The following is a 22,500-nucleotide window of genomic DNA, read 5'->3' on the forward strand; positions in this document are numbered from 1 at the left end:
CGGCCACTAGTCCCGTGTCTCGGGCAAGCCGTTCCAGCGCGTTTCAAGCTTTTCGATCGCGGCAATCCGCTCAGTCGTCTTGGGATGGCTCATCAGCCAGGCCGGCATGGCGCCCGCACGCGACTGGGTCAGGGCCTCCAGCTTTTCAAACAGGGACTTCTGCGGCGCGGTGCCGATTCCCGCCTTTGTCAGCAAGGCGGCGGCGTATTCATCGGCCTCGTACTCGTCGCCGCGCGAAAGCCGTGCCGCAAGCAACGAAGCCATGCCATTGGCGAGCCAGACGCCAATACCGGGCAAAAACCGCGATAGAACCATCGCCAGCGCGGTACGCAGTGCGTTCTGACCCGAAAAATCGATCATCCGGCGGCGCGAATGACCAAGCGCCACGTGGCCCAGCTCATGCGCAATGACGCTTGTCATCTCTTCTGCCGAGACCTCTCCGGAAAGAAACTTGCGGTAAAAGCCCCGCGTGATGAAGATCCGCCCGTCCGGCGCGGCCAACCCATTGACCGGATCGATCTCGTAGATATGCACCTTGATCCGCGGCAGGTCGAGCGCCTTGGCCAGCCGCGTGAAGAGCGGCGTCAGCTTGGGATCCGCCAGTTCGGTCGAACGTGCGTCCAGTTCTCGCTTGGTGCGCCAGACCGAGAAGCGGTACATGACCACGGCATAGAGGACTGCCAGAAGGATCGGGGTGAACTTGATCATTCTACAGATATGGGCCCTGTCGCCGGGCGGGGCAAGCGACGCATCGCCGTCTGATATCCAGAATGACCACGCAACTCTGGAGATTTGCAAAAGGGCACGAGGCCCGAGTTCCGGTCAGCCCGTGCAGCTGGCGCCCCCCAGCACGCAGAACTTGGCGCAATGGGGGTGGTTCAGTGCCACGTCGCCCTCGGCCTCCGCCAGTGTTTCGCCCAGTTCGAACTCCGCGTCATAAGGCAGAAGGGTGCAGGCCAGCACGGAGGGCCGCTCCGCGCCCTTGCGCTTGACGACCATTCTGGAAGACGCGCACATCACGCTGTCCGGCGATTTCCCGAGGATGTTCCAGCAGCCGGTGGTGATTTCGGGAACCTCGACGCTTTCGTCCATTTCCGGGAACAGAACAGTCGTTGCAGGGTCGTGTGCGTCGATGTCGAACCCATGCGCGTCGAAAAACGCCTGATAGCCCGCGCGGGACTCGGCCTCGCTGTCGTTCCAAAGGCTCCGGCCCGCTACGGCCATGCGGATCCCAGTTTGTCGAAGCCAGTGCATTCCTTCCAGCGTCCGGGCAAAGCTGCCCTTGCCACGCTCCTCGTCGTGCAGCGACTCGGAGTGATGATCGACCGAGATGCGCAGGGTCAGCTTTTCACCAAACTCTTCGTGCAGCGCTCTAAGGCCGTCCTGTACGTGCCTGCGCATCATGGGACGCATTGCATTCGTCAGAATAAGAACTTCGTAGCCACGCGACAGGCAGGCGCGGGTCATCTCGACCATTTGTGGGTTCATGAAGGGCTCACCGCCGGTGAACCCGATCTCGCCGACAGGCCAGGCGCGCGTGTCCAGCTGATCAAGGTAGTCTTCGACCTCGGCCGCGGTGATATAGACAAGACTGTCGTTTTCCGGAGAACTTTCGATATAGCAATTCGCGCAGGTGATGTTACACAGCGTTCCGGTATTGAACCAAAGCGTCTGTGGCTTGCTCAGCGCGACATGCGCCCTCGGTTCACCATCCGCAGTGACCTTCGGGTCGATGAATTTTCCACCGTTCGCACGGGGGGCTGCTACATCTTTCATCTGTCTATCTTCCGAATTTCATTTGCCTTTCGCCCATAACCTGTCCTTTCTTCCCTTGAAAGTCGAGTTCGGGCAGGTGACACCTTCGTGATCGCCACCTAGACTTGCACCGAGTTCAGGAGAAAAACATGGTATCTCGCGTCATTCCGGTCGACCCCTTTGACCTCGTGATCTTCGGGGGCACGGGGGATTTGGCGCAGCGCAAGATCCTGCCCGGCCTGTTCCGCCGGTTCCGGGCGGGCCAGATGGGCGACAATGCCCGCGTGATCGGCGCAGCGCGCAGCGACATGGATGCCGCCGCTTATCGAGATTTCGCCCGAAAAGCCGTGATGGAGTTCGAGCCGGAGGCCGCGAAAGACAGCGAGCATCTCGACAGCTTCCTGCGACAGCTCGACTATGTGACGATCGATGCCCGCGGCGACGCCGGTTGGTCCGAGTTGACTTCCATGCTACGTAACGACGAAATCCGCGCCTTTTACTTTTCCGTCGCGCCCAGCTTGTTCGGGGATCTTGCCGACAGGCTGCACGAATACGGCATGGACTGCCCGAATTGCCGGATCGTGGTGGAAAAACCTTTTGGCCGCGACCTCGAAACGGCCAAGGCGCTGAACGCAACCATCGCCGAGTATTTCGACGAGCACCAGATCTACCGGATCGATCACTACCTTGGTAAGGAAACGGTCCAGAACCTCATGGCGATCCGCTTTGGCAACACTCTGTTCGAGCCGCTGTGGAACAGCCAGTATGTCGACCACATACAAATTACCGTGGCCGAGGACGTGGGCGTCGGCGGGCGCGGAGATTACTACGACCGCTCCGGCGCGATGCGGGACATGATGCAGAACCATATCATGCAACTGCTGTGCCTGATCGCGATGGAGCCTCCGGCCAAGTTCGACCCGGACGCGGTGCGCGATGAAAAGCTCAAGGTGATCCGCGCGCTGGACCCCGTCGCGCCCGAGGACGCGGTGCGCGGCCAGTACGAAGGCAGTGGCCAGTCCGGCAGCTATCGCAACGAGGTCGGCAACCGCGACAGCATGACCGAAAGCTTCGTGGCCCTGCGCGCCACGATCAGCAACTGGCGTTGGGCCGGCACGCCGTTTTACCTGCGTACGGGCAAGCGCCTGCGTGAAAGGGCCAGCGAGATCGCCGTGGTCTTCAAGGACGCGCCGCATTCCATCTTCGGCGCCGATGCCGGCCGTCACCGCAACATCCTGACGATCAAGCTGCAACCAAACGAGGGGATCGAACTGGGCGTGACCATCAAGGAGCCGGGGCCGGGCGGTATGCGATTGGTTGACGTGCCGCTCGACATGACCTTCGCCGAGGCGTTGGGACCCGAAGAGGCCGATTTCCCCGATGCCTATGAGCGTCTGATCATGGACGTGATCCGCGGCAACCAGACGCTTTTCATGCGCGGCGACGAGGTCGAGGCTGCCTGGGCGTGGATCGACCCGATCATCGGGCTTTGGGAAGACTCGGCCCGCGCGCCGCTTACGTATGCCACGGGAAGTTCGGGGCCCGATGATGCGCTGATGCTGATGCACCGCGACGGCCGCCGCTGGCGGGAGATACGCGCATGAGGCTGATCGAATACGCTGACGAAGAGATGATGGCGATCAACCTCGCCAACCAGCTTGCCGGGGATCTCAACACGGCGCTGGAACATGACGACCGCGCACTGTTCGTCGTGCCGGGGGGCAGTACGCCCGGTCCGGTATTCGATGTGCTGTGCGACGCCGACCTAGACTGGTCGCGGATCGATATCTGCCTCAGCGACGAACGTTGGGTGCCCGAGGTGCACATCCGCTCCAACACCCGGATGCTGCGCGAGCGGCTTTTGGTGGGGCGTGCCGCCAAGGCCGGCTACCTGCCGCTCTATGCCCGCGCCGAGGCGCCCGAGGCGGTGCTTGCCGAATTGGAAGCCGTCATCCAGCCGCGCCTGCCGATCGCCGTTCTACTTCTTGGCATGGGTGCGGACATGCATACCGCCTCGCTCTTTCCAGGCACCGACGGGTTGGACGCGGCGCTGGCACATGACGCGCCGGTACTGGTTCCCCTGCGACCTGGCAAGGTCGAGGATGTGCGGATCAGCCTGTCGGCCCGGGTGCTGAACGCGGCGGTGGCCAAGCACCTGGTGATCACCGGCGAGGACAAGCGCAAGGCTGTCGAGCGCGCTCGCACCTGCCGGCCCGAGCAGGCTCCCGTGGCCGCGATCCTTGAAGAAATGGATGTGCACTGGGCGCCCTAGTGCCGGGCAGTCCATCGCGACAACGCAGGAGGAGACCACATGACCTGGGCGGCGCTGAAGTCTGAGACGGGAACGCCGATCGGCGATCTCTTGCAATCGCCCGACCGGGCGACTCGGTTCCAGGTCCAGGCCGATGGGATGCTGTTCGACTACGCCAAGACCTCGATGACCGAGTCGGCCCGTGAGCGACTTTTGCAACTGGCCACGGACCGCAATGTTGCAGAGCGGCGGGACGCGATGTTCGCAGGCGAGCCGATCAACGAAACTGAAGGGCGCGCGGTTCTGCACGTGGCGCTCAGGGCACGGGCCGACGCAGTGATAAAGGCGGGCGGGCACGACGTGATGCCCGGCGTCCGCGACGTCCTGTCCCGCATGCGCGCCTTTGCCGAAGACGTGCGCTCAGGGCAGCACAAGGGTGCGGGCGGTCAGATCACCGACGTGGTGAATATCGGCATCGGCGGCTCGCATCTCGGCCCAGAAATGGGCACGCTGGCACTGCGTCCTTATCATGACGGCCCGCGCTGTCACTTCGTGTCGAACGTCGATGGGGCGGATATTGCCGATTGCCTCGACGGGCTGGAGCCGAAGACGACGCTCTTCATCGTCGCCTCAAAGACGTTCACCACCATCGAGACGATGACCAACGCCGAGACCGCCAAGGCCTGGGTGCAGCTTGGTGGAGGGGACCCCAATGCTCAGTTCGTGGCCGTGTCCACGGCTCTGGACAAGACCAAGGCGTTCGGTATCGCGCCTGAGCGCGTGTTCGGTTTCGAGGATTGGGTCGGCGGTCGCTATTCTATGTGGGGGCCGATCGGGCTGTCGCTGATGTTGGCCGTCGGACCGGAGGAATTCGACGCATTTCTTGCCGGCGGTGCCGCGATGGATACTCATTTCAGGACCGCACAGCTTGAACGGAACATGCCGGTGATGCTTTCGCTGACTGGCTTATGGCACAGTCACGCCTGCGGCTATCCCACGCGGGCAGTGTTGCCCTACGATCAGCGCTTGTCGCGCATGCCCGCCTATTTTCAGCAGCTGGAGATGGAAAGCAACGGCAAGGGCGTGACTATGCAGGGCGAACCGGTGGAAGACGGATCGGGGCCCATAATCTGGGGCGAGCCCGGCACCAACGGACAGCACGCGTTCTACCAGTTGATCCACCAGGGCACCCAGGTGGTACCCTGCGAGTTCATGGTCGCCGCCTGGGGATACGAGCCTTCGCTGGATAACCATCACCGCTTGCTGATCGCCAATTGCCTCGCTCAGTCCGAAGCGTTGATGCGAGGCCGGGACATCGACACCGCACGCGACATGATGCGCCACGCGGGCTTTGAAGGCGCGGAGCTGGAACGGCAGGCCGCGCACCGTGTCTTTCCAGGGAACCGCCCCTCGACCACTCTGGTCTATGACAGACTTACGCCCTATCGGCTTGGGCAGATCGTCGCTCTTTACGAGCACCGGGTCTTCGTTGAGGGGGTGATCCTCGGCATCAACTCCTTCGATCAATGGGGGGTTGAGTTGGGCAAGGAATTGGCGAAGGAGATGGAGCCAATGGTTGCGGGCGCTGCCGCACCCGAAGACAAGGACGGCTCGACGCAAAACCTTCTGGCCTTCCTGAAAGCGATCCGTGGCTAGCGCGGAATATCGAACCCGTCAGGCGCGAGCGTAAAATGCTCGAACTCGAAGCCGGGCGAGACAGTGCAGCCGACCAGCGTGTAGTCCCTGGTCGACCGCGCCATCTGCCAGGCGCCGGGGGGCACGATGACCTGCGGCCGCTGACCGTCGGTCAGGTCCGGGCCAAGCACCGTGTCCCGCGCGGGCCCGGCCTCACTTTCCGAGATCGACAGGACCAGCGGCGCGCCCGCGTAGAAATGCCAGATCTCGGCCGCGTCCACCTTGTGCCACTGGTTGGTGTCCTCGCCCCGCAGCAGGAAATAGATCGCCGTGCCATGGGCACGCCCTGCGTTGGACGCGCGCCATGTTTCGCGAAAGAACCCGCCCTCGGGATGCGGTGACAAATCGAGGGCGGCTATGATCTCGTCGGCTGTCACGTCAGTCCCGCAGGATCGAGCGCCCGGCATAGATCGCCGTGTCGCCAAGCGCCTCTTCGATGCGGATAAGCTGGTTGTATTTTGCCAGCCGGTCCGAGCGGGCGAGCGACCCGGTCTTGATCTGACCGCAATTGGTGGCCACCGCAAGATCGGCGATTGTGGCATCCTCGGTCTCGCCGGACCGGTGCGACATGACGTTTGTGTAGCCCGCGCGATGCGCCATTTCGACCGCCTGAAGCGTTTCGGTCAGGCTGCCAATCTGGTTGACCTTGACCAGCATCGAGTTTGCCACGCCGCGCTTGATCCCGTCCGACAGGCGCGTGGGGTTGGTCACGAACAGATCGTCACCCACCAGCTGCACCTTGTCACCGATCTGGTCCGTCAGGGTCTTCCAGCCGTCCCAATCATCCTCGGACATGCCATCTTCGATCGAGATGATCGGATAGTCGTTCACAAGTGCCGCCAAGTACGCCGCATTTTCTTCTGACGACAGGGATTTACCTTCGCCCGCAAGCTCGTACTTCCCGTCCTTGAAGTATTCGGTCGCGGCGCAATCAAGCGCAAGGTAGATATCCTCACCGGGCTTGTAGCCGGCCTTTTCGACCGACCGCAGGATGAAATCCAGCGCATCGCGGGTCGAGGCGATGTCCGGGGCAAAGCCACCCTCGTCGCCGATCCCGGTCGACAGCCCCGCGCTGGATAGCTCTTTCTTCAGCGTGTGGAAGACTTCTGCCCCCATGCGCACGGCATCGCGAATATTTCCCGCACTGACCGGCATGATCATGAATTCCTGGATGTCGATCGGGTTGTCGGCATGTTCGCCGCCATTAATGATGTTCATCATCGGCACCGGCAGGGTACGTGCCGACGTGCCACCGACATAACGAAAGAGCGGTTGCATGGCGAAATCGGCCGCGGCCTTGGCGACGGCAAGGCTGACGCCGAGAATGGCGTTAGCGCCCAGCCGGCCCTTGTTCGGGGTGCCGTCAAGCTCGATCATCGCCTCATCGATCGCGACCTGTTCCGTTGCATCGAACCCCGCCAGCGCGTCGGCAATCTCGCCGTTCACTGACGCCACGGCCTCCAGTACGCCTTTGCCCATGTAGCGGGCGGCATCGCCGTCGCGCTTTTCGACCGCTTCATGGGCACCTGTGGATGCGCCAGATGGAACGGCGGCGCGGCCCATGGTGCCGTCTTCGAGGATCACGTCCACCTCGACTGTCGGATTGCCGCGGCTGTCGAGGATTTCGCGTGCGTGGATATCCAGAATGATGCTCATGAGAGACCCTTTGGCAAAATACAGTTGCAGGTCCCATAGCAAGAACGCGCGTGGATGGGAACTGCGACGCATGGCGGTGTCGCGCAATCTTTCGACCGTTCAGGTAGTCCGCGCCCGCCGGGCCAACCGCCGCTCGCGCAGAAAAGTGTAAAGCCCGGTGGTGATGATCAGCGTTGCCCCCAGCAACGTCAGGCTGTCGGGCCGTTCGGCAAAGACCACGACCCCCACGATCAGTGAAAAAAGCAGGCGGGTATACCGGAACGGCGTGACCACCGCCGCATCGCCCATGCGCATGGCTGCAACGATCCCGTAATACCCCAAAGCCCCGAAAACCATGCCGCCTCCGATCATCGCCCACAGCTGCGGCGTCAACGGTGATAGCGTCTGTGGCCCAAGCAGGATCAGTAGAATCCCGGCCGGTACCACCGCGGCAAAGCCTTGGAACGACACCACGGCCGAGGACACAGCGACATCGATGCGCCGGGTGATAAGGTCGCGCGCGGCCACGCAGGCCACGGACACCAATACCAGCAACGCCGAAGGGTCGAAACCGGCAAGGCCCGGGCGGATGATAAGCAGCACGCCGCAGAACCCGATCAGAATCGCGCTCCACCGGCGCCAGCCCACGTCCTCGCCCAGAAAAAGCGCTGCGCCCATGGTGATGAACAGCGGCGTCGCCTGAAACACCGAGGCCACGACCGAGATATCGACCCGGGACAGCGCTGTGGTAAAGGCCAGCGCCGCCCCGGCCTCGCACCCTGCGCGCAGCAGGAAGGGCCTGCGCCACGCTTCCCGCACGAAAATACGGTGCCCGCCCAGGCGGGACACGACCGCGAAGATCGACGCGCTGCCAATCCCGAGGAAGATCAGGATTTGACCAACTGAAATATCCGCCGACATTTTCTTGATGAACATGTCCTCGACGGTGAAGGCCGCCATGGACAGGATCACCAGCACTATTCCGCGAAGATTGTCCATGATCACCGTACCGCCTGAAAGTTCCCCTGCCGCAATAGGCGGCTTTTCGGGACGATACAAGTCAGTCGGCAAGCCGGAGCCGGATCAGTCCTTCCGGATCGGAACGCCGTAGAGTTCCAGTTTGTGGCCCTTCAGCTTGTAGCCAAGCTTGGCGGCGATCTTTTCCTGCAATTTCTCGATATCCGGATCGACAAATTCGATCACCTCGCCGGAATGCATGTCGATCAGGTGATCGTGGTGGTCACGCTCGGCGTCTTCGTAGCGGGCGCGCCCATCCCCGAATTCCAGCTTGTCGATGATCCCGGCCTCTTCGAACAACTTCACTGTGCGATAGACGGTGGCGATAGAAATCTTCGGATCACGACCGCTCGCGCGAGAATACAGTTCTTCCACGTCGGGATGATCGTCCGAGGATTCCAGCACCGCCGCTATGGTGCGCCGCTGGTCGGTCATCCTCAAGCCCTTCGCCTCACAACGGTCGATGATGGTGTCTGTCATTACGGCCTTCTTCGCGTTTTCGGAGCGTTGGATAACGGGTGTGATATCGGAAATCCAGCTTTTTGCTACCCACTAGCGCTGCCGTGTCAGGTCCGCCCAGACGGGCAGATGGTCCGAGGCGATATGCGCGGGCTTGTCCGAGTGGACGCCAGTTGCTGCGACTTCAAGCTCGGCAGAATGGGCGATCCGATCCAGCCGCCCCACAGGGCGTATCGCCGGATAACTGGCCGGTGTCGGCACGAACTCCACGCTGCTGGCTGCACCTCGCAGCGCGGCGGGGGGACGCCACTCATTGAAATCGCCCGCCAGTACGAGCGGCATCGTCTCGCACCGTGCAACGGCCCGCATCACCGCCTTCATCTGCAATAGCCGGTACCGCCGGACCAGCCCCAGATGCACGCCAACGACCCGCAAGGGACCAAGACTGGTCTCGAACTCGGCCATCACCGCACCGCGCGGCTCCAGCCCCGGAAGTTCAACATGCCGTGTGTGCCTGAGCGACAGGGTGTGCCGCGCCAGCATTGCGTTCCCATGCCAGCCCAGCGATCCACCCGGTGCGCCGAATGGCAGGATGTGCCAGCCGTCACGCTCCACAAGGTTATGAGGCAGGGCTGCGGGCCGGGGCGGTAAGCGCTTGTCGACTTCCTGCAAGACCACGATGTCGGCGCCCAGGGCGTTGATCACCTGAAGGCTGCGATCTGGTCGCCGGCGCATGTCCAGGCCCACGCATTTTTGCAGGTTGTAAGTTGCAATTCTCAGCCGGGGTTCGTTCATGCTACGACACCTGTACGACAAAGAAAGGATCGCTGCTCATGTTCGCAGATCAGACCTGGCTGGCGCGGATCATCTGGCTGGCACTTGCGGGAGCCGCCCTGTGGGCGCTGGCCGTGCTGCGGCTTGAGTTGGCCTTCGTGGCGCTGGCAACGCTGGGCCTTTCTCTGACTCCGGTCGTCGTGGCAAACTGGGCGCAGGTGCATGTGCCGCCGACCTTCATCGCGGTGGTTGTGATCTTCGTGGCGGCCACGCTGTTCCTGGGTGAGGTCTTCGATTTCTACGAACGGTTCTGGTGGTGGGACATCGCCATGCACGGCACGTCCGCCGTAGCCTTCGGGCTGATCGGCTTCGTCTTCGTCTTCATGATGTTCCAGGGCGACCGGTTCGCCGCGCCGCATCTGCAATTGAGTTTCCTCGCATTCTGTTTCGCCATGACGATTGGAACGGTCTGGGAGATATTCGAATTCGCGATGGATCAGATCTTTGGGCTCAACATGCAGAAATCCGGGCTTCAGGACACCATGGGCGATCTCATCATCAACGCGGTCGGTGCCCTGCTGGGCGCGGCGGCGGGTTATGGCTACCTCAAGGGACGGCATGTTGGTATCGGAACCTTCATCGACGAGTTCGTGCGTCGTAACCCGCGCTTGTTCCGCAGACTGCGCCGACGTCGCGACCGACGAGAGTAGCCTCACGTGCCGCAGAAGGTCTGCTGGACCGCTTCGGACGGCTCTGGTGGGCGGGCGAGGTCCGCAGCATTGCTCCGGGAGCGGTATGGCTCGGCCAGCACCTCGCACAGCCGGTGAAACGGAGCCATGTCCCCGGCCACCGCCGCCGCGATCATCTGCTCGACGCGGTGATTGCGCGGAATGTAGACTGGGTTGGCCGCGCGCATCACGTCATCCGGCGCCTGTTCCTGCTCCAACCGTTCGCGCCAGTCCTTTTCCCAGGCGTCGAACGCCGTTGGGTCCAGAAATTCGTCCCGGGGCTTGCCGTCGCTCAACGCCCGGAACGTGTTCGTAAAGTCGGCGCGGGAGGCGGCCATGGTATCCAAAAGCGATACGATCATCGGTTCGTCCTCTGACGTCGCATCGGCCAACCCGATTTTGCGCCCGAAAAGCGCGCGCCAGGTGTCATGAACCTGGCCCGGCATGGTGTGAACGGCATTTGTAAACTCTTCGACCGCCTTGTCCTGATCCGGCATCAAGGGCACCAGTGCCGTCGCCAGTTGGGCCATGTTCCACGCGATCACGTTGGGCTGGTTGGCAAAGGCATAGCGCCCGTGCATGTCGATGGACGAAAATACGGTGTCGGGATGGTAGGCGTCCATGAAGGCGCAGGGCCCATAGTCGATGGTCTCACCCGACAGCGTGGTGTTGTCGGTGTTCATCACGCCGTGAATAAACCCGACCGACATCCACTGCGCCACCAGCCGCGCCTGTCGCGCGATCACTGCGTTCAGCAGCTCCGCCGGGGAAGTCACCTCGGGATAGTGACGCTCCACCACGTGTTCGTAGAGCGCCTGAAGCGCGGGCAGGTCGCGCCGTGCTGCAAAGAACTGGAATGTGCCGACTCGGATATGACTTTGCGCGACGCGGGTGAGCACGGCACCGGGCAGGGCGCCGGTGTCGCGAAACACCGACTCGCCAGTCAGCGTCGCCGCCAGCGCGCGGCTGGTGGGGATGCCAAGCGCGTGCATCGCCTCACTCACCACGTATTCCCGTAGCACTGGCCCCAACCAGGCGCGCCCGTCGCCCATTCGCGAATAGGGCGTCGGTCCGGAGCCTTTGAGCTGGATATCGAATCGCGTCCCGTTCGAAGCGACTTCTCCCAACAGGTTGGCCCGGCCGTCACCCAATTGTGGTGAAAAGCCGCCGAACTGGTGCCCCGCATAGACCTGTGCCAGCGGGTCAGCGCCGGTTGGTATCGCGTTGCCAGAAAAAACGCGCGCCATTTCGTCCTCGGAGCCCGTTATGATCCCGAGATCACGCGCCAGCACATCGTTGAATACGATCAGCTGCGGCGCTTTGACAGGCACGGGGGGCTGTCTGGTGAAAAAGCGGTCGGGCAGGCGGGCATAGGAATTGTCGAATGGGATTTGCAGGTTCATACCTCAAAACATAGTAGCATATCCCGCGAACGCTAGAGCTTGCGTGACATCAGCATATAGTTCTCGCGTGGCTCGAAGCGCAGTTTCTCGTAGATGCGCCGCGCTTTTGCGTTGTTGCGGCTGACCTCCAAGTGAATTGCCTTCATGCCGGCCGATGCCAGCGTCTTGGGCAAGGTCAGAAGTATTTCCGAACCGATTCCGCGGCCTCTCACACCGGGGCGGATGAAGATTTCGTCGACGAACCCATCCAGTCCGCCGAACTCCACCGACCAGCCGAAGGTGATGGTGACATAGCCGATCGGTGCGCGTCTCGGTCCGGCCAGGTAGACGCAACCGTGCGGCGATCCCTCCAGAAGCGGCGAAAGGGCGTCCCGCCGGGTCGCATCGTCCTGCACGATGCCTTCTTCTTGGTGGAACGCCGCCACCAGCGGCATAAGGCGCTCCATGTCCTCTATCGCGGCAAGGGTCAGTTTCGTCATAGCCGGGCCAGCCTTTCGGTCAGTAGGTCGAAAAATCCGTCGGCATCCAGGTCCCCGATGAACAACGCGTTTGGCGTCCGGTCCGTCACTCCCCACCAGTCCGTCACGGTCATTCCCATGGTCAGTTCCGATTGAGTTTCGATCTCGACATTGACGTGTCGGCCCGAGAACAGCTCTGGCCGGATCAGGTAGGCAACGGTGCAGGGATCGTGCAGCGGCGCCCCCTCCGAGTCGTATTTCTCGCGGTCGTACCGTTCGAAGAAGTCTGTCATCTCTGCAACAGCTTGACCCACGCGGTTGCCCAGGGCGCGAAAGGCATCGTTGCGCGCCCGGGTGACCAGCGCCTTGTGCGTCACATCGAGCGGCATGACCACGATCGGGACGCCGGAACTGAAAACCGTGTCTGCCGCATGCGGATCGACGTGGATGTTGAACTCGGACGCGGGCGTGATGTTGCCCACTTCGAAATAGGCGCCGCCCATGAGGACGACCTCCCGCACGTTCCGAACGATCTCGGGCGCCCTGCGGAACGCCGTGGCGATGTTGGTCAGCGGCCCGATCGGCACCAGAGTGACAGTGCCCTCAGACTCCTTCCGTAGTGTCTCGATGATGAAATCGACCGCGTGCATATCCTCAACCTGCATCGTCGGCTCGGGCAGGTTGGGACCGTCCAATCCGGTCTTGCCGTGCACATGTTCTGCCGTCACACGGTCACGGTCCAGCGGGCGGTCGCATCCGGCATAAACCTTGATGTCGCGCCGCTCGGCAAGCTCGCAGACCATCCTTGCATTGCGGGTGGTCAGGTCGAGCGGCACGTTGCCGGCCACACAGGTAATTCCCAGAACCTCGACCTCGTCCGGACTCCCAAGTGCCAGAAGTATCGCGACGGCGTCGTCCTGCCCGGGGTCGGTGTCGATGATGATTTTGCGCACGCTCATGCAAATCCCCTGTCACGGCGGACATTGCTTGTCCACTGCGCATGATTCTTCTTGGCGGAAATACTCCGGGGGAGGGGCGTTATCCTAGGTTCGACCGGAGCGGCAGGAAGTCTAAGCAAAACCGTCCTGCGTGGTGAGGAAACTCAAGCGGATCAGCGGCCCAACTCCCTCATCCCGCGTTCGATACCGTCTAGGGTCATCGGTACCATTCGGTCCTCGAATATCTCGCGAACCATTCCGATCGAATGGGTGTAGCCCCAATAGGCCTCGGGCACCGGGTTGATCCACAGGTGCTCGGGCCATTGCGCTCGTGCCCGCTGCAGCCAGACCTGTCCGGCCTCGGCGTTCCAGTGCTCGTTAGCGCCGCCCGGATAGGCAATCTCGTAAGGCGACATCGAGGCGTCGCCGACGAAGATGCACTTGTAGTCCGGCCCATAGGTGCGCAGCACCTCGTCGGTCGGGGTCTGCGCGTCCCAGCGGCGGCGGTTGTCGCGCCAGACGCCTTCATAAAGGCAGTTGTGGAAATAGTAGTACTCCAGGTGCTTGAACTCGGTTCGCGCGGCAGAAAACAGTTCCTCGACCATCTTGATATGTGGGTCCATTGACCCGCCCACGTCCAGAAACAGCAGCACCTTAACCGCGTTGCGCTTCTCGGGGCGCGTCTTGACGTCGAGATAACCGTGCTCGGCCGTCGCCCGGATCGTACCGTCGAGGTCCAGTTCCTCCTCGGCGCCGTCCCGCGCCCATCGCCGCAGTCGCTTCAGCGCCACCTTGATGTTGCGTGTCCCCAACTCGATCGTATCGTCGAGATTGCGGAACTCACGCTTGTCCCAAACCTTGACGGCCCGCTGGTGGCGGCTTTCCTTCTGGCCGATGCGCACGCCTTCGGGGTTGTAACCATAGGCGCCGAAGGGTGAGGTGCCCGCCGTGCCGATCCACTTGTTGCCGCCCTGGTGCCGGCCCTGTTGTTCCTTCAGCCGCTCTTTCAGGGTCTCCATCAGCTTGTCGAATCCGCCAAGCGCCTCGATCTCGGCCCGTTCCTCCTCGCTCAGGTGCTTTTCTGCCAGCTTTTCCAGCCACTCCTGAGGGATATCGACCGCCTCGATCACGTCGTTTGAACTGATGGCTTCCAGGCCCTCGAAACTGGCGGCGAAGGCGCGGTCGAAGCGGTCGATCATCCGCTCGTCCTTCACCATCGCTGTGCGGGCGAGATAGTAGAACCCCTCCAAGTCATAGGTCACGAGTCCCGCGCCCATCGCTTCCAAAAAGGTCAGGTACTCGCGCAGCGAGACCGGCAGGCCCGCCTTCCTGAGATTCTCGAAGAAGGGCAGGAACATCGCTTACCTCAGATCGACATGCGGTGAATAATCAGCGTAGCGAAAAGCCCGAGCAGGGTGAAAATCAGGCAATAGACCGCCGCGTAAAGAAGAATGTCGGCAGTTCGCCCCTTGCGCCGCCACGCGGTGAATGCTCCCAGGCTCGCGCCCAGGATCGCGCCGAATACTACGATCATCGTGTCTTCCCGTCAGGTCACTTCAGGGGGCTGAGCGATGAGATCTCCCGCAGTTTCGCGCGTACCGCCCAGTCCGCGCCGAACCCGTACCGCGCCCAGCCGATACTGTCCAGCCGCACCGACTGCGCCTCAGCGACGCGGCCCGTCAGGTCCAGCGCCTCGGCCCTGAGCAACATCAGCGTAGACAGAAGCGCGGCGTTTTCATGACGTTCCGCGATCGCAAGATGCGGCGCCAGGATGGTCAGGGCCAATTGACCATTGCCCTCGGCAATGGCGAACGCGGCCAACTGCGAGGCGGAATAGGCGCGGTGCAGCTCGGTGCCGGGGGTCTGGCTGTAGAACCGCTCGGCGAGGCGGAAATGCTCGAATGCGGTATCGGGTTGGCTGGCCTGGGTCAGGCGCCCCATGGCGAAATGCGAAAACGCCCGTCGGTGATCGTACCAGCCCATAGCGTCTGCGATACGCAGTGCCTCGGCTGCGGCCACCAGCCGTTGCGAATGGCCAGCGCCGGGGCCAAGCGCGGTCTGCACCGCCTTGATCCAGGCCCGCGGGGTCGATGACAGTGCGTGCGGCGCAATTGAATCGCCGGCAGGATTGAGGCGCGACAGGATCGACGGCAGTCGCGCCGCGACCTGTCCTCGTGTCATGCCCGAACGCAGATCCGGCGAGTAGTAGACCCGGAGGATCAGCATGTCGAAGCCAGTAAGAATCGTGTGCACGTTGTCGTCGTTGAACACGCTGTCGGGTAGCCGGTATAAATCGTTGAGCGGGCCCAGCGACTGCGCGACTTCCTCGTGCAGGCAGTCGCGCACCTCTTGCGGCGAGGCATCGTTGGGCAGGAAGATCGCGATCTTCTTACGCTCTATCAGCGTGCTCCAGTTCGTCTGCCGCTTGTTGCGCGCCGCGCGGTACTCTGACAGGCGGCTGATATTGGGGACCACGAAACAGGCCGCCTTGGGCAGGTGCCTGCGGATCTTTGCCCGCGGCACGGCCTCGATGGTGATGTTGGCGAGGTCGGACCGGACGCGGGCGATGTCGATTTTTGCTTCGGTGCGCAGGCGGTGCACCAGCCGGTTGAGATCGGGAATAAGCGTCGACGGAGGATTGCCCGTGACCCGTATGGAAATCGGTCCCTCGAACCGCGAGAAATTCTTCAACTTTCGTCCCGACTCAAGCTGGAAGGACAGTTCCAGGAAATCCCGAGCTATATCGCTGTTGGACCGTGACGGCGGGACCGGGCGCGGCGCGGAGAAGGACTTCAACGCGGGCAGGGAACTGGCGGACGGTGTGGCCGCACGGGTCGGCATTTCACTGGAGGGACCCGGAACGCACGCGCCCAGCATAAGGAACAATGGAAGAATGACGCGGCGCATAAGCCCCCCGATGCCTGTATCAACTCTAGTGGCAGGCGGTCGTCGTGATTCACCCTGCCATCCGGCGCAGTCGCCGCCTGATCGTTCTGCGCGTCCTTGACCGCACGCATTTCGACCTGCTCAATACAGCCTACCGGACAGGTGCCTTGATTGCCTCTTACTTCGTTCCCAGTAAGGAGCAAAAAAGACAAAACTGTGGCCGAATCGCCAGCAATCCGAATCACGATTCGAAGTCCATTTGGAATGATCCCCGAATTCTGGACATACGGAATTTCCCGTCTCCATTCTGGGGAATGATTGTTGCCGCTTTGGCACGCGTTTGCGTGCCGGTGTCGAATTTTCAGACGAAAACTTTAGCGTTGCCGACGCGCCATGAAGGCCAACCGTTCAAAAAGGTGCACGTCCTGCTCATTCTTCAGTAGCGCCCCATGCAGCTTGGGCAGGGCGTCGGCCCCGTCGCGCTTGAGGTCTTCCGCCGTCAGGTCTTCGGCCAGGATAAGCTTCAGCCAGTCCAGCACTTCCGAGGTCGAAGGCTTCTTCTTCAGTCCCGATTGTTCTCGGATGTCATAAAATTGCGTCAACGCCTCGGTCAGCAGCCGTTCCTTGATACCCGGATGGTGAACCTCGACGATCTGTTTCATCGTATCGGGGTCCGGAAAACGAATGTAATGGAAGAAACACCGTCGCAGAAAGGCGTCGGGCAGTTCCTTTTCGTTGTTCGAGGTGATGATCACGATCGGCCGCTGGACCGCGCGGACGGTCTCGCCGGTCTCGTAGACGTGAAACTCCATACGGTCCAGTTCCTGCAACAGGTCGTTGGGAAACTCGATATCGGCCTTGTCGATCTCGTCGATCAGCAACACGATCTTTTCCTCGGCCTCGAACGCTTGCCACAGTTTGCCCTTGCGGATGTAGTTGCGCACGTCGTGCACGCGTTCCTCGCCCAACTGGCTGTCGCGCAGCCGCGACACCGCGTCGTACTCGTAAAGACCCTGCTGTGCCTTGGTGGTGGACTTGATGTTCCACTCCAGCATCGGCAGGCCCAGGCCGTTGGCAACTTGCCGGGCCAACTCGGTTTTTCCGGTGCCCGGCTCGCCTTTGACCAGAAGGGGGCGCTCCAGAGTCACGGCGGCATTTACCGCGACGGTCAGGTCGTCGGTGGCGATATAGGCGTCGGTGCCTTCGAATTTCATGAGCGTCCCTTTTCTTGGTCCCGCCACGCGCAAGTGGCGGGTCGCATGGAATTTTTGCAGCACCCTAGTGTCATGGGGAATTCACATCAATGGCGGGCATTTGTGTAGTGACAATCTGTCGAGGCGCGTGTAATTGCACGCCACAAGGTGGATTTCTAAAGGGGAAGTTGGGTGACCGACGGGGACCTGCAGGAGGGAGTGGAAATGAAACAGGACGTGGTTCTGTCGGAGGATTACACTCCGGCCGAAGACGAGCCGTTCATGAACGAACGGCAAGTGGAGTATTTTCGTCGCAAGCTGCTGACCTGGAAGAGCGAATTGCTCGAGGACAGCCGCGATACCATCGAGGGCCTTCAGGACGGCACGCGCGCCATCCCCGACGTGGCCGACCGCGCCAGCGAGGAAACCGACCGGGCGCTGGAACTGCGCACACGCGATCGCCAGCGCAAGCTTGTCGCCAAGATCGACGCTGCGCTGCGCCGGATTGACGAGGGCGAATACGGCTATTGCGAAGTGACCGGCGAGCCGATCAGCCTCAAGCGTCTGGATGCGCGCCCGATCGCGACAATGAGTCTCGAGGCGCAAGAACGTCACGAACGGCGCGAAAAGGTTCACCGCGACGACTGATCGCCGGAGAACCTAAGCGAATTCAAGACGCCGAGGCTTTTGCTTCGGCGTTTTCGCATTCAAAGGATCGTCATGGATATCGCGTCTCTCAATTGCATCGTTCTCGGCGGAGGCATTGGTGGGCTGACAACGGCGATCATGCTGCGCCGCGCGGGCGCCGCCGTGCGCGTTCTTGAACAAGCCCCCCGGATCACGGAAGTGGGCGCGGGCCTGCAGATCAGTCCCAACGGCTTCGTCGTGCTCGAAAAGCTGGGCTTGGGCAGTGCGCTGAGGGCGAAATCCGTGCGCGGGCAGTCGGTGCTGTTGCGCGACTACAAGGGGACCGAAGTCGTCCGTCTCGATCTCGCGCGGCTGCCATGCGGTGACTACCATTTCGTGCATCGCGCCGACCTCGTCCACATCCTCGAACACGCAGCCCTTGCAGCAGGGGTCGAGATATCGCTGGGCCATACGGCGATGTCCGTGACGCCGGGACCGGCGCCCCAGGTCACCCTGAAGGACGGATCCATGCTCGACTGCGATCTGGTGGTCGGCGCCGACGGGCTCCATTCGGTTGCGCGACAGGCGCTCAACGGCACGTCCGCCCCTTTCTTTACCCGGCAGGTGGCCTGGCGCGCCGTGATACCCGAAACCGGCGCCGACCCTCAGGCGCAGGTGTTCATGGGCCCACACCGGCATCTTGTCACCTATCCCCTCCGCGGCGGGCGTATGCGCAACCTCGTCGCTGTACAGGAACGGGCTCAGTGGCACGAGGAAAGCTGGACCGCCGAGGATGATCCGGAAACGCTGCGCGGCGTCTTCGGGGATTTCGGGCGCGACGCGAAGGATTTGCTCGACCGGGTGGAAAAAGTGAATCGCTGGGGGCTTTTCCGCCATTCGGTGGCCGCAAAATGGCATTTGGGTGCCGTGGTTCTGGCCGGAGACGCGGCCCATCCTACGCTTCCCTTCATGGCGCAAGGGGCCAATATGGCGCTGGAAGACGCCTTCGCTCTTGGCCGTTGCCTTGGCGACGGCTCGACTTTGGAAGCCGCGCTAAGTGCTTACCAAGACATGCGTTTTGACCGCGTGCGACGGGTTGTAGACACCGCCAGCCGAAATGCCTGGAAATACCACCTTAGTTTTCCGCCGCTCCGCGCCGCGGCACACGCCGCCCTTCGTATTGGCGGGGCTTTGATGCCCGGCCGCATGGTTGGACAGTTCGACTGGATCTACGGCTACGACGTTACGGCGACGGACGTCTAAGCATCCAGTTCGACCCAGATCGGCACGTGATCCGAGGGCTTTTCCCGACCGCGGACATCCTTGTCGATGCCCACGCCGACAAAAAGGTCCGCCGCCTGCGGGCTCAGCAGGAAATGGTCGATGCGGATGCCGTCGTCCCGGTTCCAGGCGCCCGCCTGATAATCCCAGAATGTGTAGTGGCCGGGCCCAGGCACACGCGCACGGAAGGCCTCGGTGAATCCCATGGCCAGAAGCTCGCGAAAGGCTCCCCGGCTTTGCGGCAGGGCCAGCGCGTCCTCGGCCCAGGCCTCTGGGCGCTTGGCGTCCTCATCCTGTGGAATAACGTTGTAATCGCCTGCCATCAAAAAGGGCTCCTCGGTCGCAAGCAACTCGGCGGCGCGCTTCTTTTGACGTTGCATCCAGGCAAGCTTGTAGTCGTATTTCGGACCCGGCGCCGGGTTTCCGTTGGGCAGGTAAAGCCCGCACAGACGCACCGACGATTTCTCGCCCACGACCGTCGCCTCGATCCACCGCGCATGGTCGTCTTCGTCATCGCCGGGCAGGCCACGTGTGACGTCCTCCAAGGGCAGTTTTGACAGAATCGCAACCCCGTTGAAGCTCTTTTGACCATGGGTTTCTACGTTATACCCGCGGTCTTCGAATGGTTCATGGGGAAAGCCTTCGTCGACCGTTTTGATCTCCTGCAGCAACGCCACATCAGGTTGTGCTTCATCCAGCCAATCGGTCAGGGCACTCAGCCGGGCCTTGATGCCGTTGATATTGAAACTGGCGATCTTCATGCACGGCCCCCCTCGGTTCTTTGCAATCTATCGCTCAGCACGAATGGCGAGGCAAGCCGGAACAAGGACTTCCTTAACGATTCTCATCGAGGCTGATTCGGCTTAAATTGGAAACAATCATCCGGTTATCCACAGATTCGTTGCGCTGTGGAAAACAAATTTTTCCGTGCGCTGCAAAGCAGCGCACGGAAAAGCAGGCAAGGCCGCGCGAAAATCGCGATCAGAAAATTAGCCTTGTGGATAACTCGCTAACCGCGAATTTCAGTTTGCAAAACCCGTTTTGCGTGTAACCGTTTTGAGTGTTGACCAAATCAGGAGACCACCAATGGTTGCACTTCGCAAAAATCGTTTCGCCGAAAACTCCGCCGCTTCTATCGAGGCCAGCCTGCACGACGGCACCGCTGTCGAAGCTTTCACCTCCAGCTTGGCCGCCAGCGCAACGTCCGACAGCGCAACCGGTGACTCGGTTGACCTCTTCACCTCCAGCCTCGGCCCGGTGACCGGAACCACCACCAGCGCTGGCGACGCCGTCGAAGCATTCACGTCCAGCCTCAGCCCCGTCCGGACAGAGCGTGCCGGCGAAGGCGAAATTGTCGGCGCCTTCACGTCAAGCCTCTAAGACCTACGGCGGAACGGAAACAAATTACAGGGATATCATAACTATGGGATCCGTTGTCACACTCGACCTTCCGTTCCGCCAGACCACGCGGGACGCCCGGCAAACCGCGCTCCTGCAACGCTTCGCCTGCGAGCGGCGGCCTGACACCGACGTCTTCTGGCTCAAGGAAAACGCCGAGGTTCTGAACATTCTGACGAGCACAGGCGCAAAGCTACCGCTTTCGGCCCTTGCTCCATTTGACCCGCACTACATCACGTTGGATCGCAAGCTTGCGTTCTTCCCCCAATATTACCGGTTCCTCCTGTCGCTTTGCCTCGACCTCGAGGATCTCGGCATGCCCGGAGACATGGGCGCACGATCAGTAGAGTGGGTTGCCTTTGAGGGGCTGGTGCATGCAGAGCTCTCTGACCTTCAGCGTGCCGAGGCCCGTCGCCTTTGCCTACGCCGCGGCATAGATCCTACCTTTTGCGACTCTGGGCTGGATGATCGACTGCGCGGCTTCGGCAGCCGAAGCGCGACGTTCACGCTCCCCAACAAAAAGGCCGCCTACGAACTCACTCATATTGTCTTCTATCTGTCCGAGTACGGCCACCGCGATCCCGACCTGCCAGCCGTTTTCATCGACAGCCTGCGGTTTGCCGGAACTGTAGCGTTCCTCGAAATGAACATCGACCTCCTTGCCGAAATCTGCATCGCCCTGCGCTTTTCCGGGCAAACTCCGCCTGACACCTGGGAAAGCTGGCTGGCGGCGCAGGCACGGCATTTCGTGATCGAGGCCGACGCGACTGGTTGGGTGTCGGACGACTACCATCCCTACCTGATGGTCCAATGGTTCCTGTCCACTGCCGGGCTTGGCGGGTTCGGTACGATGCTTCCCGAAGGCGGGCTTCGGATCACCGCGCCAAGGCCGCACGTGGCCCCGCTGCGCGAATTGTCGGAATGCATGTACCGCCTCGAGGGCGACCGCATTGCCGACTGGTCCCGGATGCGCACCCGCATCGACCCGCTCCTGACCGCCGAGGCCCGCGAGGTGGTCGAGGCCGCCGAAAAGGCCGTCGACTTCGACGCCTTCTTCCACGGCTTCTCCCGCGCCGCGACCGTCAAAGGAATACCGGCATGATCGCCCGGGGCCGCGAGGCGGTCTTTCTGGGTGTGTTTCTGACAGTGATCTACACGCTACTGATCACAGGTGCCGATGCCATCACCAAGCTTTTTTCATCCACTTACGCTGCACCCCAGATGTTCGCGCTCTCCGGCGGTCTGGTCTCACTCTTTTGCCTGGCGGCGGGCCGCAAATCCGCCGCCACGCGCGTGCTTGCCACCCGATGCCCACGCGTCATGGCGCTGCGCGCCGCCGCCACCGTCATCGGCACTTGCGCCTTCTTCTATGCGTTCAAGCTGCTGCCCTTCGCCGAGGTTTTCCTGTTTATCGCCATCATCCCGATCCTAGCCGCGCTTCTGTCGCGGGTGATGCTTAAAGAAAGCGCGGGAGGGCAGGTCTGGGGCGCGATGATTTTGGGCGTCCTCGGCATGGCCGCGCTGTTTCCTGGCGGCCTTGACAGTTTCGGGGCAGGCCATCTCGTCGCTTTTCTTGCAGTTGCGATGGGAGCAGTTTCCATGGTCGCTTCGCGCTATATCGGCCAGCGCGACCCGGGTGGGCTGCTGTCGCAGGTCTTCTATCCCAACCTCGCGCTGATGGTCATGATGAGCGCTGCCTTGCCTTTCGTCTTCGTGCCGATGGGCTGGTTGGATGTGATGTGGGTGACCTATTACGCCGGGCTGCTTTTTGCCGCGCGATGGGTTCTCGTGGCCGCGCTCAAGCTGCTTCCGGCCTATGTGGTCACACCCTTGATGAACCTGCAATTTCTCTGGATGGTCGCTATCGGATCGCTCGCGTTCGGCGAACGGACTGGGGCAGGGGTGTTTCTTGGCGCCGCACTCCTGATCGCGGCCGGCGCATGGCTGGTTTGGGACCAGGTCCGGACCCATGCACCGAAAGCGGCCGTGCCCGCCGAATAGA

Annotated in this window: 24 protein-coding genes; 9 read left to right on the forward strand and 15 right to left on the reverse strand. The window is 61.9% G+C overall.

Annotation, left to right across the window (positions count from 1 at the left end; genetic code table 11):
• Positions 1 to 6: 6 nt before the first annotated feature.
• Together PVV74_RS17880 and PVV74_RS17885 are read right to left on the reverse strand one after the other, a co-directional pair.
• Positions 7 to 708 (reverse strand): M48 family metallopeptidase, encoded by a 702-nt coding sequence (locus PVV74_RS17880; RefSeq protein ID WP_274594178.1) that lies wholly within the window; start codon positions 706 to 708, stop codon positions 7 to 9.
• 114 nt (positions 709 to 822) lie between these two features.
• A complete protein-coding gene (locus PVV74_RS17885; RefSeq protein ID WP_274594179.1) occupies positions 823 to 1,776 on the reverse strand; it encodes a radical SAM protein in 954 nt (317 codons plus the stop codon).
• A gap of 128 nt (positions 1,777 to 1,904) precedes the next feature.
• Between PVV74_RS17885 and zwf the strand changes: the two genes are divergently transcribed.
• The 3 genes from zwf to pgi are packed head-to-tail and all read left to right on the forward strand — an operon-like array spanning position 1,905 to position 5,662.
• Positions 1,905 to 3,359 carry a glucose-6-phosphate dehydrogenase gene (gene zwf, locus PVV74_RS17890; protein ID WP_274594180.1) on the forward strand — a complete coding sequence of 485 codons (1,455 nt, stop codon included), beginning with the start codon at positions 1,905 to 1,907 and terminating at the stop codon, positions 3,357 to 3,359.
• The gene (gene pgl / locus PVV74_RS17895) at positions 3,356 to 4,027 is read left to right on the forward strand and encodes a 6-phosphogluconolactonase (protein ID WP_274594181.1); all 672 of its coding nucleotides are present in this window, start codon (positions 3,356 to 3,358) and stop codon (positions 4,025 to 4,027) included. The genes zwf and pgl overlap by 4 nt, the downstream gene beginning before the upstream one ends.
• Positions 4,028 to 4,066: 39 nt before the next feature.
• Positions 4,067 to 5,662, forward strand: a complete 1,596-nt coding sequence (pgi, locus tag PVV74_RS17900; RefSeq protein WP_103761119.1) for a glucose-6-phosphate isomerase — start codon at positions 4,067 to 4,069, stop codon at positions 5,660 to 5,662.
• Here pgi and PVV74_RS17905 read toward each other — a convergent pair.
• The 5 genes from PVV74_RS17905 to PVV74_RS17925 all read right to left on the reverse strand — a co-directional run bounded on the left by PVV74_RS17905 (position 5,659) and on the right by PVV74_RS17925 (position 9,607).
• Complete coding sequence (locus PVV74_RS17905; protein ID WP_274594182.1) at positions 5,659 to 6,078, reverse strand: cupin domain-containing protein; 420 nt, start codon at positions 6,076 to 6,078, stop codon at positions 5,659 to 5,661. The genes pgi and PVV74_RS17905 overlap by 4 nt on opposite strands.
• A 1-nt stretch (position 6,079) precedes the next feature.
• The gene (gene eno, locus PVV74_RS17910; RefSeq protein ID WP_103761121.1) at positions 6,080 to 7,357 is read right to left on the reverse strand and encodes a phosphopyruvate hydratase; all 1,278 of its coding nucleotides are present in this window, start codon (positions 7,355 to 7,357) and stop codon (positions 6,080 to 6,082) included.
• A 99-nt stretch (positions 7,358 to 7,456) separates the two neighbouring features.
• Positions 7,457 to 8,335, reverse strand: a complete 879-nt coding sequence (locus PVV74_RS17915) for a DMT family transporter (RefSeq protein WP_103761122.1) — start codon at positions 8,333 to 8,335, stop codon at positions 7,457 to 7,459.
• An 84-nt stretch (positions 8,336 to 8,419) separates the two neighbouring features.
• Positions 8,420 to 8,833, reverse strand: a complete 414-nt coding sequence (locus PVV74_RS17920; protein ID WP_103761123.1) for a Fur family transcriptional regulator — start codon at positions 8,831 to 8,833, stop codon at positions 8,420 to 8,422.
• 72 nt (positions 8,834 to 8,905) lie between these two features.
• Entirely contained in the window at positions 8,906 to 9,607 is a 702-nt protein-coding gene (locus tag PVV74_RS17925) for an endonuclease/exonuclease/phosphatase family protein (protein ID WP_274594183.1), read from the reverse strand.
• Positions 9,608 to 9,645: 38 nt separating this feature from the next.
• On the opposite strand from PVV74_RS17925, the gene PVV74_RS17930 reads away from it, so the two are divergent.
• A complete protein-coding gene (locus PVV74_RS17930) occupies positions 9,646 to 10,296 on the forward strand; it encodes a hypothetical protein (protein WP_274594184.1) in 651 nt (216 codons plus the stop codon).
• Between the two features lie 2 nt (positions 10,297 to 10,298).
• Here the strand turns inward: PVV74_RS17930 and PVV74_RS17935 are convergent, their stop codons facing one another.
• The 7 genes from PVV74_RS17935 to PVV74_RS17965 form a co-directional block, all read right to left on the reverse strand.
• A complete protein-coding gene (locus PVV74_RS17935; RefSeq protein WP_274594185.1) occupies positions 10,299 to 11,717 on the reverse strand; it encodes a protein adenylyltransferase SelO in 1,419 nt (472 codons plus the stop codon).
• Between the two features lie 32 nt (positions 11,718 to 11,749).
• Positions 11,750 to 12,196 (reverse strand): GNAT family N-acetyltransferase, encoded by a 447-nt coding sequence (locus PVV74_RS17940; protein WP_274594186.1) that lies wholly within the window; start codon positions 12,194 to 12,196, stop codon positions 11,750 to 11,752.
• Positions 12,193 to 13,134, reverse strand: coding sequence for a nucleoside hydrolase (locus tag PVV74_RS17945; protein ID WP_274594187.1), 942 nt, complete (start codon positions 13,132 to 13,134; stop codon positions 12,193 to 12,195). The genes PVV74_RS17940 and PVV74_RS17945 overlap by 4 nt, the downstream gene beginning before the upstream one ends.
• A 152-nt stretch (positions 13,135 to 13,286) precedes the next feature.
• Positions 13,287 to 14,471 carry a vWA domain-containing protein gene (locus PVV74_RS17950; protein WP_103761129.1) on the reverse strand — a complete coding sequence of 395 codons (1,185 nt, stop codon included), beginning with the start codon at positions 14,469 to 14,471 and terminating at the stop codon, positions 13,287 to 13,289.
• 8 nt (positions 14,472 to 14,479) lie between these two features.
• A complete protein-coding gene (locus tag PVV74_RS17955; protein WP_170067084.1) occupies positions 14,480 to 14,647 on the reverse strand; it encodes a hypothetical protein in 168 nt (55 codons plus the stop codon).
• Positions 14,648 to 14,664: 17 nt separating this feature from the next.
• Positions 14,665 to 16,020: a DUF2927 domain-containing protein gene (locus PVV74_RS17960; RefSeq protein ID WP_274594188.1), complete on the reverse strand. Its 1,356-nt coding sequence runs from the start codon at positions 16,018 to 16,020 to the stop codon at positions 14,665 to 14,667.
• Positions 16,021 to 16,373: 353 nt separating this feature from the next.
• Positions 16,374 to 17,213, reverse strand: a complete 840-nt coding sequence (locus tag PVV74_RS17965) for an AAA family ATPase (protein WP_274594189.1) — start codon at positions 17,211 to 17,213, stop codon at positions 16,374 to 16,376.
• Between the two features lie 204 nt (positions 17,214 to 17,417).
• Here PVV74_RS17965 and dksA point away from each other — a divergent pair, with 204 nt between their 5' ends.
• Together dksA and PVV74_RS17975 are read left to right on the forward strand one after the other, a co-directional pair.
• Positions 17,418 to 17,840 (forward strand): RNA polymerase-binding protein DksA, encoded by a 423-nt coding sequence (dksA, locus tag PVV74_RS17970; RefSeq protein WP_057790282.1) that lies wholly within the window; start codon positions 17,418 to 17,420, stop codon positions 17,838 to 17,840.
• 72 nt (positions 17,841 to 17,912) lie between these two features.
• Positions 17,913 to 19,082 carry an FAD-dependent monooxygenase gene (locus PVV74_RS17975; RefSeq protein WP_274594190.1) on the forward strand — a complete coding sequence of 390 codons (1,170 nt, stop codon included), beginning with the start codon at positions 17,913 to 17,915 and terminating at the stop codon, positions 19,080 to 19,082.
• Here the strand turns inward: PVV74_RS17975 and xth are convergent.
• A complete protein-coding gene (xth, locus tag PVV74_RS17980) occupies positions 19,079 to 19,861 on the reverse strand; it encodes an exodeoxyribonuclease III (RefSeq protein ID WP_274594191.1) in 783 nt (260 codons plus the stop codon). The genes PVV74_RS17975 and xth overlap by 4 nt on opposite strands.
• A 325-nt stretch (positions 19,862 to 20,186) precedes the next feature.
• Here xth and PVV74_RS17985 point away from each other — a divergent pair, with 325 nt between their 5' ends.
• Genes PVV74_RS17985 through PVV74_RS17995 form a run of 3 tightly spaced genes read left to right on the forward strand, consistent with a single transcriptional unit; the run spans position 20,187 to position 22,499 of the window.
• The gene (locus PVV74_RS17985) at positions 20,187 to 20,480 is read left to right on the forward strand and encodes a DUF6749 family protein (RefSeq protein WP_274594192.1); all 294 of its coding nucleotides are present in this window, start codon (positions 20,187 to 20,189) and stop codon (positions 20,478 to 20,480) included.
• A gap of 43 nt (positions 20,481 to 20,523) precedes the next feature.
• On the forward strand, positions 20,524 to 21,600 hold the full coding sequence (locus PVV74_RS17990) for a DUF6902 family protein (protein ID WP_274594193.1): 1,077 nt from the start codon (positions 20,524 to 20,526) through the stop codon (positions 21,598 to 21,600).
• Positions 21,597 to 22,499: a DMT family transporter gene (locus tag PVV74_RS17995; protein WP_274594194.1), complete on the forward strand. Its 903-nt coding sequence runs from the start codon at positions 21,597 to 21,599 to the stop codon at positions 22,497 to 22,499. Before PVV74_RS17990 ends, PVV74_RS17995 begins: the two co-directional genes overlap by 4 nt.
• The last annotated feature ends 1 nt before the right edge of the window (position 22,500 follow it).

The organism is Roseovarius sp. SK2 (assembly GCF_028807495.1).
GTDB classification, from domain to species: domain Bacteria; phylum Pseudomonadota; class Alphaproteobacteria; order Rhodobacterales; family Rhodobacteraceae; genus Roseovarius; species Roseovarius confluentis.

Coding starts and splice junctions, on each gene's coding strand:
- PVV74_RS17880 (WP_274594178.1), bottom strand. CDS start 708: ATGATCAAGTTCACCCCGATCCTTCTGGCAGTCCTCTATGCCGTGGTC.
- PVV74_RS17885 (WP_274594179.1), bottom strand. CDS start 1,776: ATGAAAGATGTAGCAGCCCCCCGTGCGAACGGTGGAAAATTCATCGAC.
- zwf (WP_274594180.1), top strand. CDS start 1,905: ATGGTATCTCGCGTCATTCCGGTCGACCCCTTTGACCTCGTGATCTTC.
- pgl (WP_274594181.1), top strand. CDS start 3,356: ATGAGGCTGATCGAATACGCTGACGAAGAGATGATGGCGATCAACCTC.
- pgi (WP_103761119.1), top strand. CDS start 4,067: ATGACCTGGGCGGCGCTGAAGTCTGAGACGGGAACGCCGATCGGCGAT.
- eno (WP_103761121.1), bottom strand. CDS start 7,357: ATGAGCATCATTCTGGATATCCACGCACGCGAAATCCTCGACAGCCGC.
- PVV74_RS17915 (WP_103761122.1), bottom strand. CDS start 8,335: ATGGACAATCTTCGCGGAATAGTGCTGGTGATCCTGTCCATGGCGGCC.
- PVV74_RS17920 (WP_103761123.1), bottom strand. CDS start 8,833: ATGACAGACACCATCATCGACCGTTGTGAGGCGAAGGGCTTGAGGATG.
- PVV74_RS17925 (WP_274594183.1), bottom strand. CDS start 9,607: ATGAACGAACCCCGGCTGAGAATTGCAACTTACAACCTGCAAAAATGC.
- PVV74_RS17930 (WP_274594184.1), top strand. CDS start 9,646: ATGTTCGCAGATCAGACCTGGCTGGCGCGGATCATCTGGCTGGCACTT.
- PVV74_RS17935 (WP_274594185.1), bottom strand. CDS start 11,717: ATGAACCTGCAAATCCCATTCGACAATTCCTATGCCCGCCTGCCCGAC.
- PVV74_RS17940 (WP_274594186.1), bottom strand. CDS start 12,196: ATGACGAAACTGACCCTTGCCGCGATAGAGGACATGGAGCGCCTTATG.
- PVV74_RS17945 (WP_274594187.1), bottom strand. CDS start 13,134: ATGAGCGTGCGCAAAATCATCATCGACACCGACCCCGGGCAGGACGAC.
- PVV74_RS17950 (WP_103761129.1), bottom strand. CDS start 14,471: ATGTTCCTGCCCTTCTTCGAGAATCTCAGGAAGGCGGGCCTGCCGGTC.
- PVV74_RS17955 (WP_170067084.1), bottom strand. CDS start 14,647: ATGATCGTAGTATTCGGCGCGATCCTGGGCGCGAGCCTGGGAGCATTC.
- PVV74_RS17960 (WP_274594188.1), bottom strand. CDS start 16,020: ATGCGCCGCGTCATTCTTCCATTGTTCCTTATGCTGGGCGCGTGCGTT.
- PVV74_RS17965 (WP_274594189.1), bottom strand. CDS start 17,213: ATGAAATTCGAAGGCACCGACGCCTATATCGCCACCGACGACCTGACC.
- dksA (WP_057790282.1), top strand. CDS start 17,418: ATGAAACAGGACGTGGTTCTGTCGGAGGATTACACTCCGGCCGAAGAC.
- PVV74_RS17975 (WP_274594190.1), top strand. CDS start 17,913: ATGGATATCGCGTCTCTCAATTGCATCGTTCTCGGCGGAGGCATTGGT.
- xth (WP_274594191.1), bottom strand. CDS start 19,861: ATGAAGATCGCCAGTTTCAATATCAACGGCATCAAGGCCCGGCTGAGT.
- PVV74_RS17985 (WP_274594192.1), top strand. CDS start 20,187: ATGGTTGCACTTCGCAAAAATCGTTTCGCCGAAAACTCCGCCGCTTCT.
- PVV74_RS17990 (WP_274594193.1), top strand. CDS start 20,524: ATGGGATCCGTTGTCACACTCGACCTTCCGTTCCGCCAGACCACGCGG.
- PVV74_RS17995 (WP_274594194.1), top strand. CDS start 21,597: ATGATCGCCCGGGGCCGCGAGGCGGTCTTTCTGGGTGTGTTTCTGACA.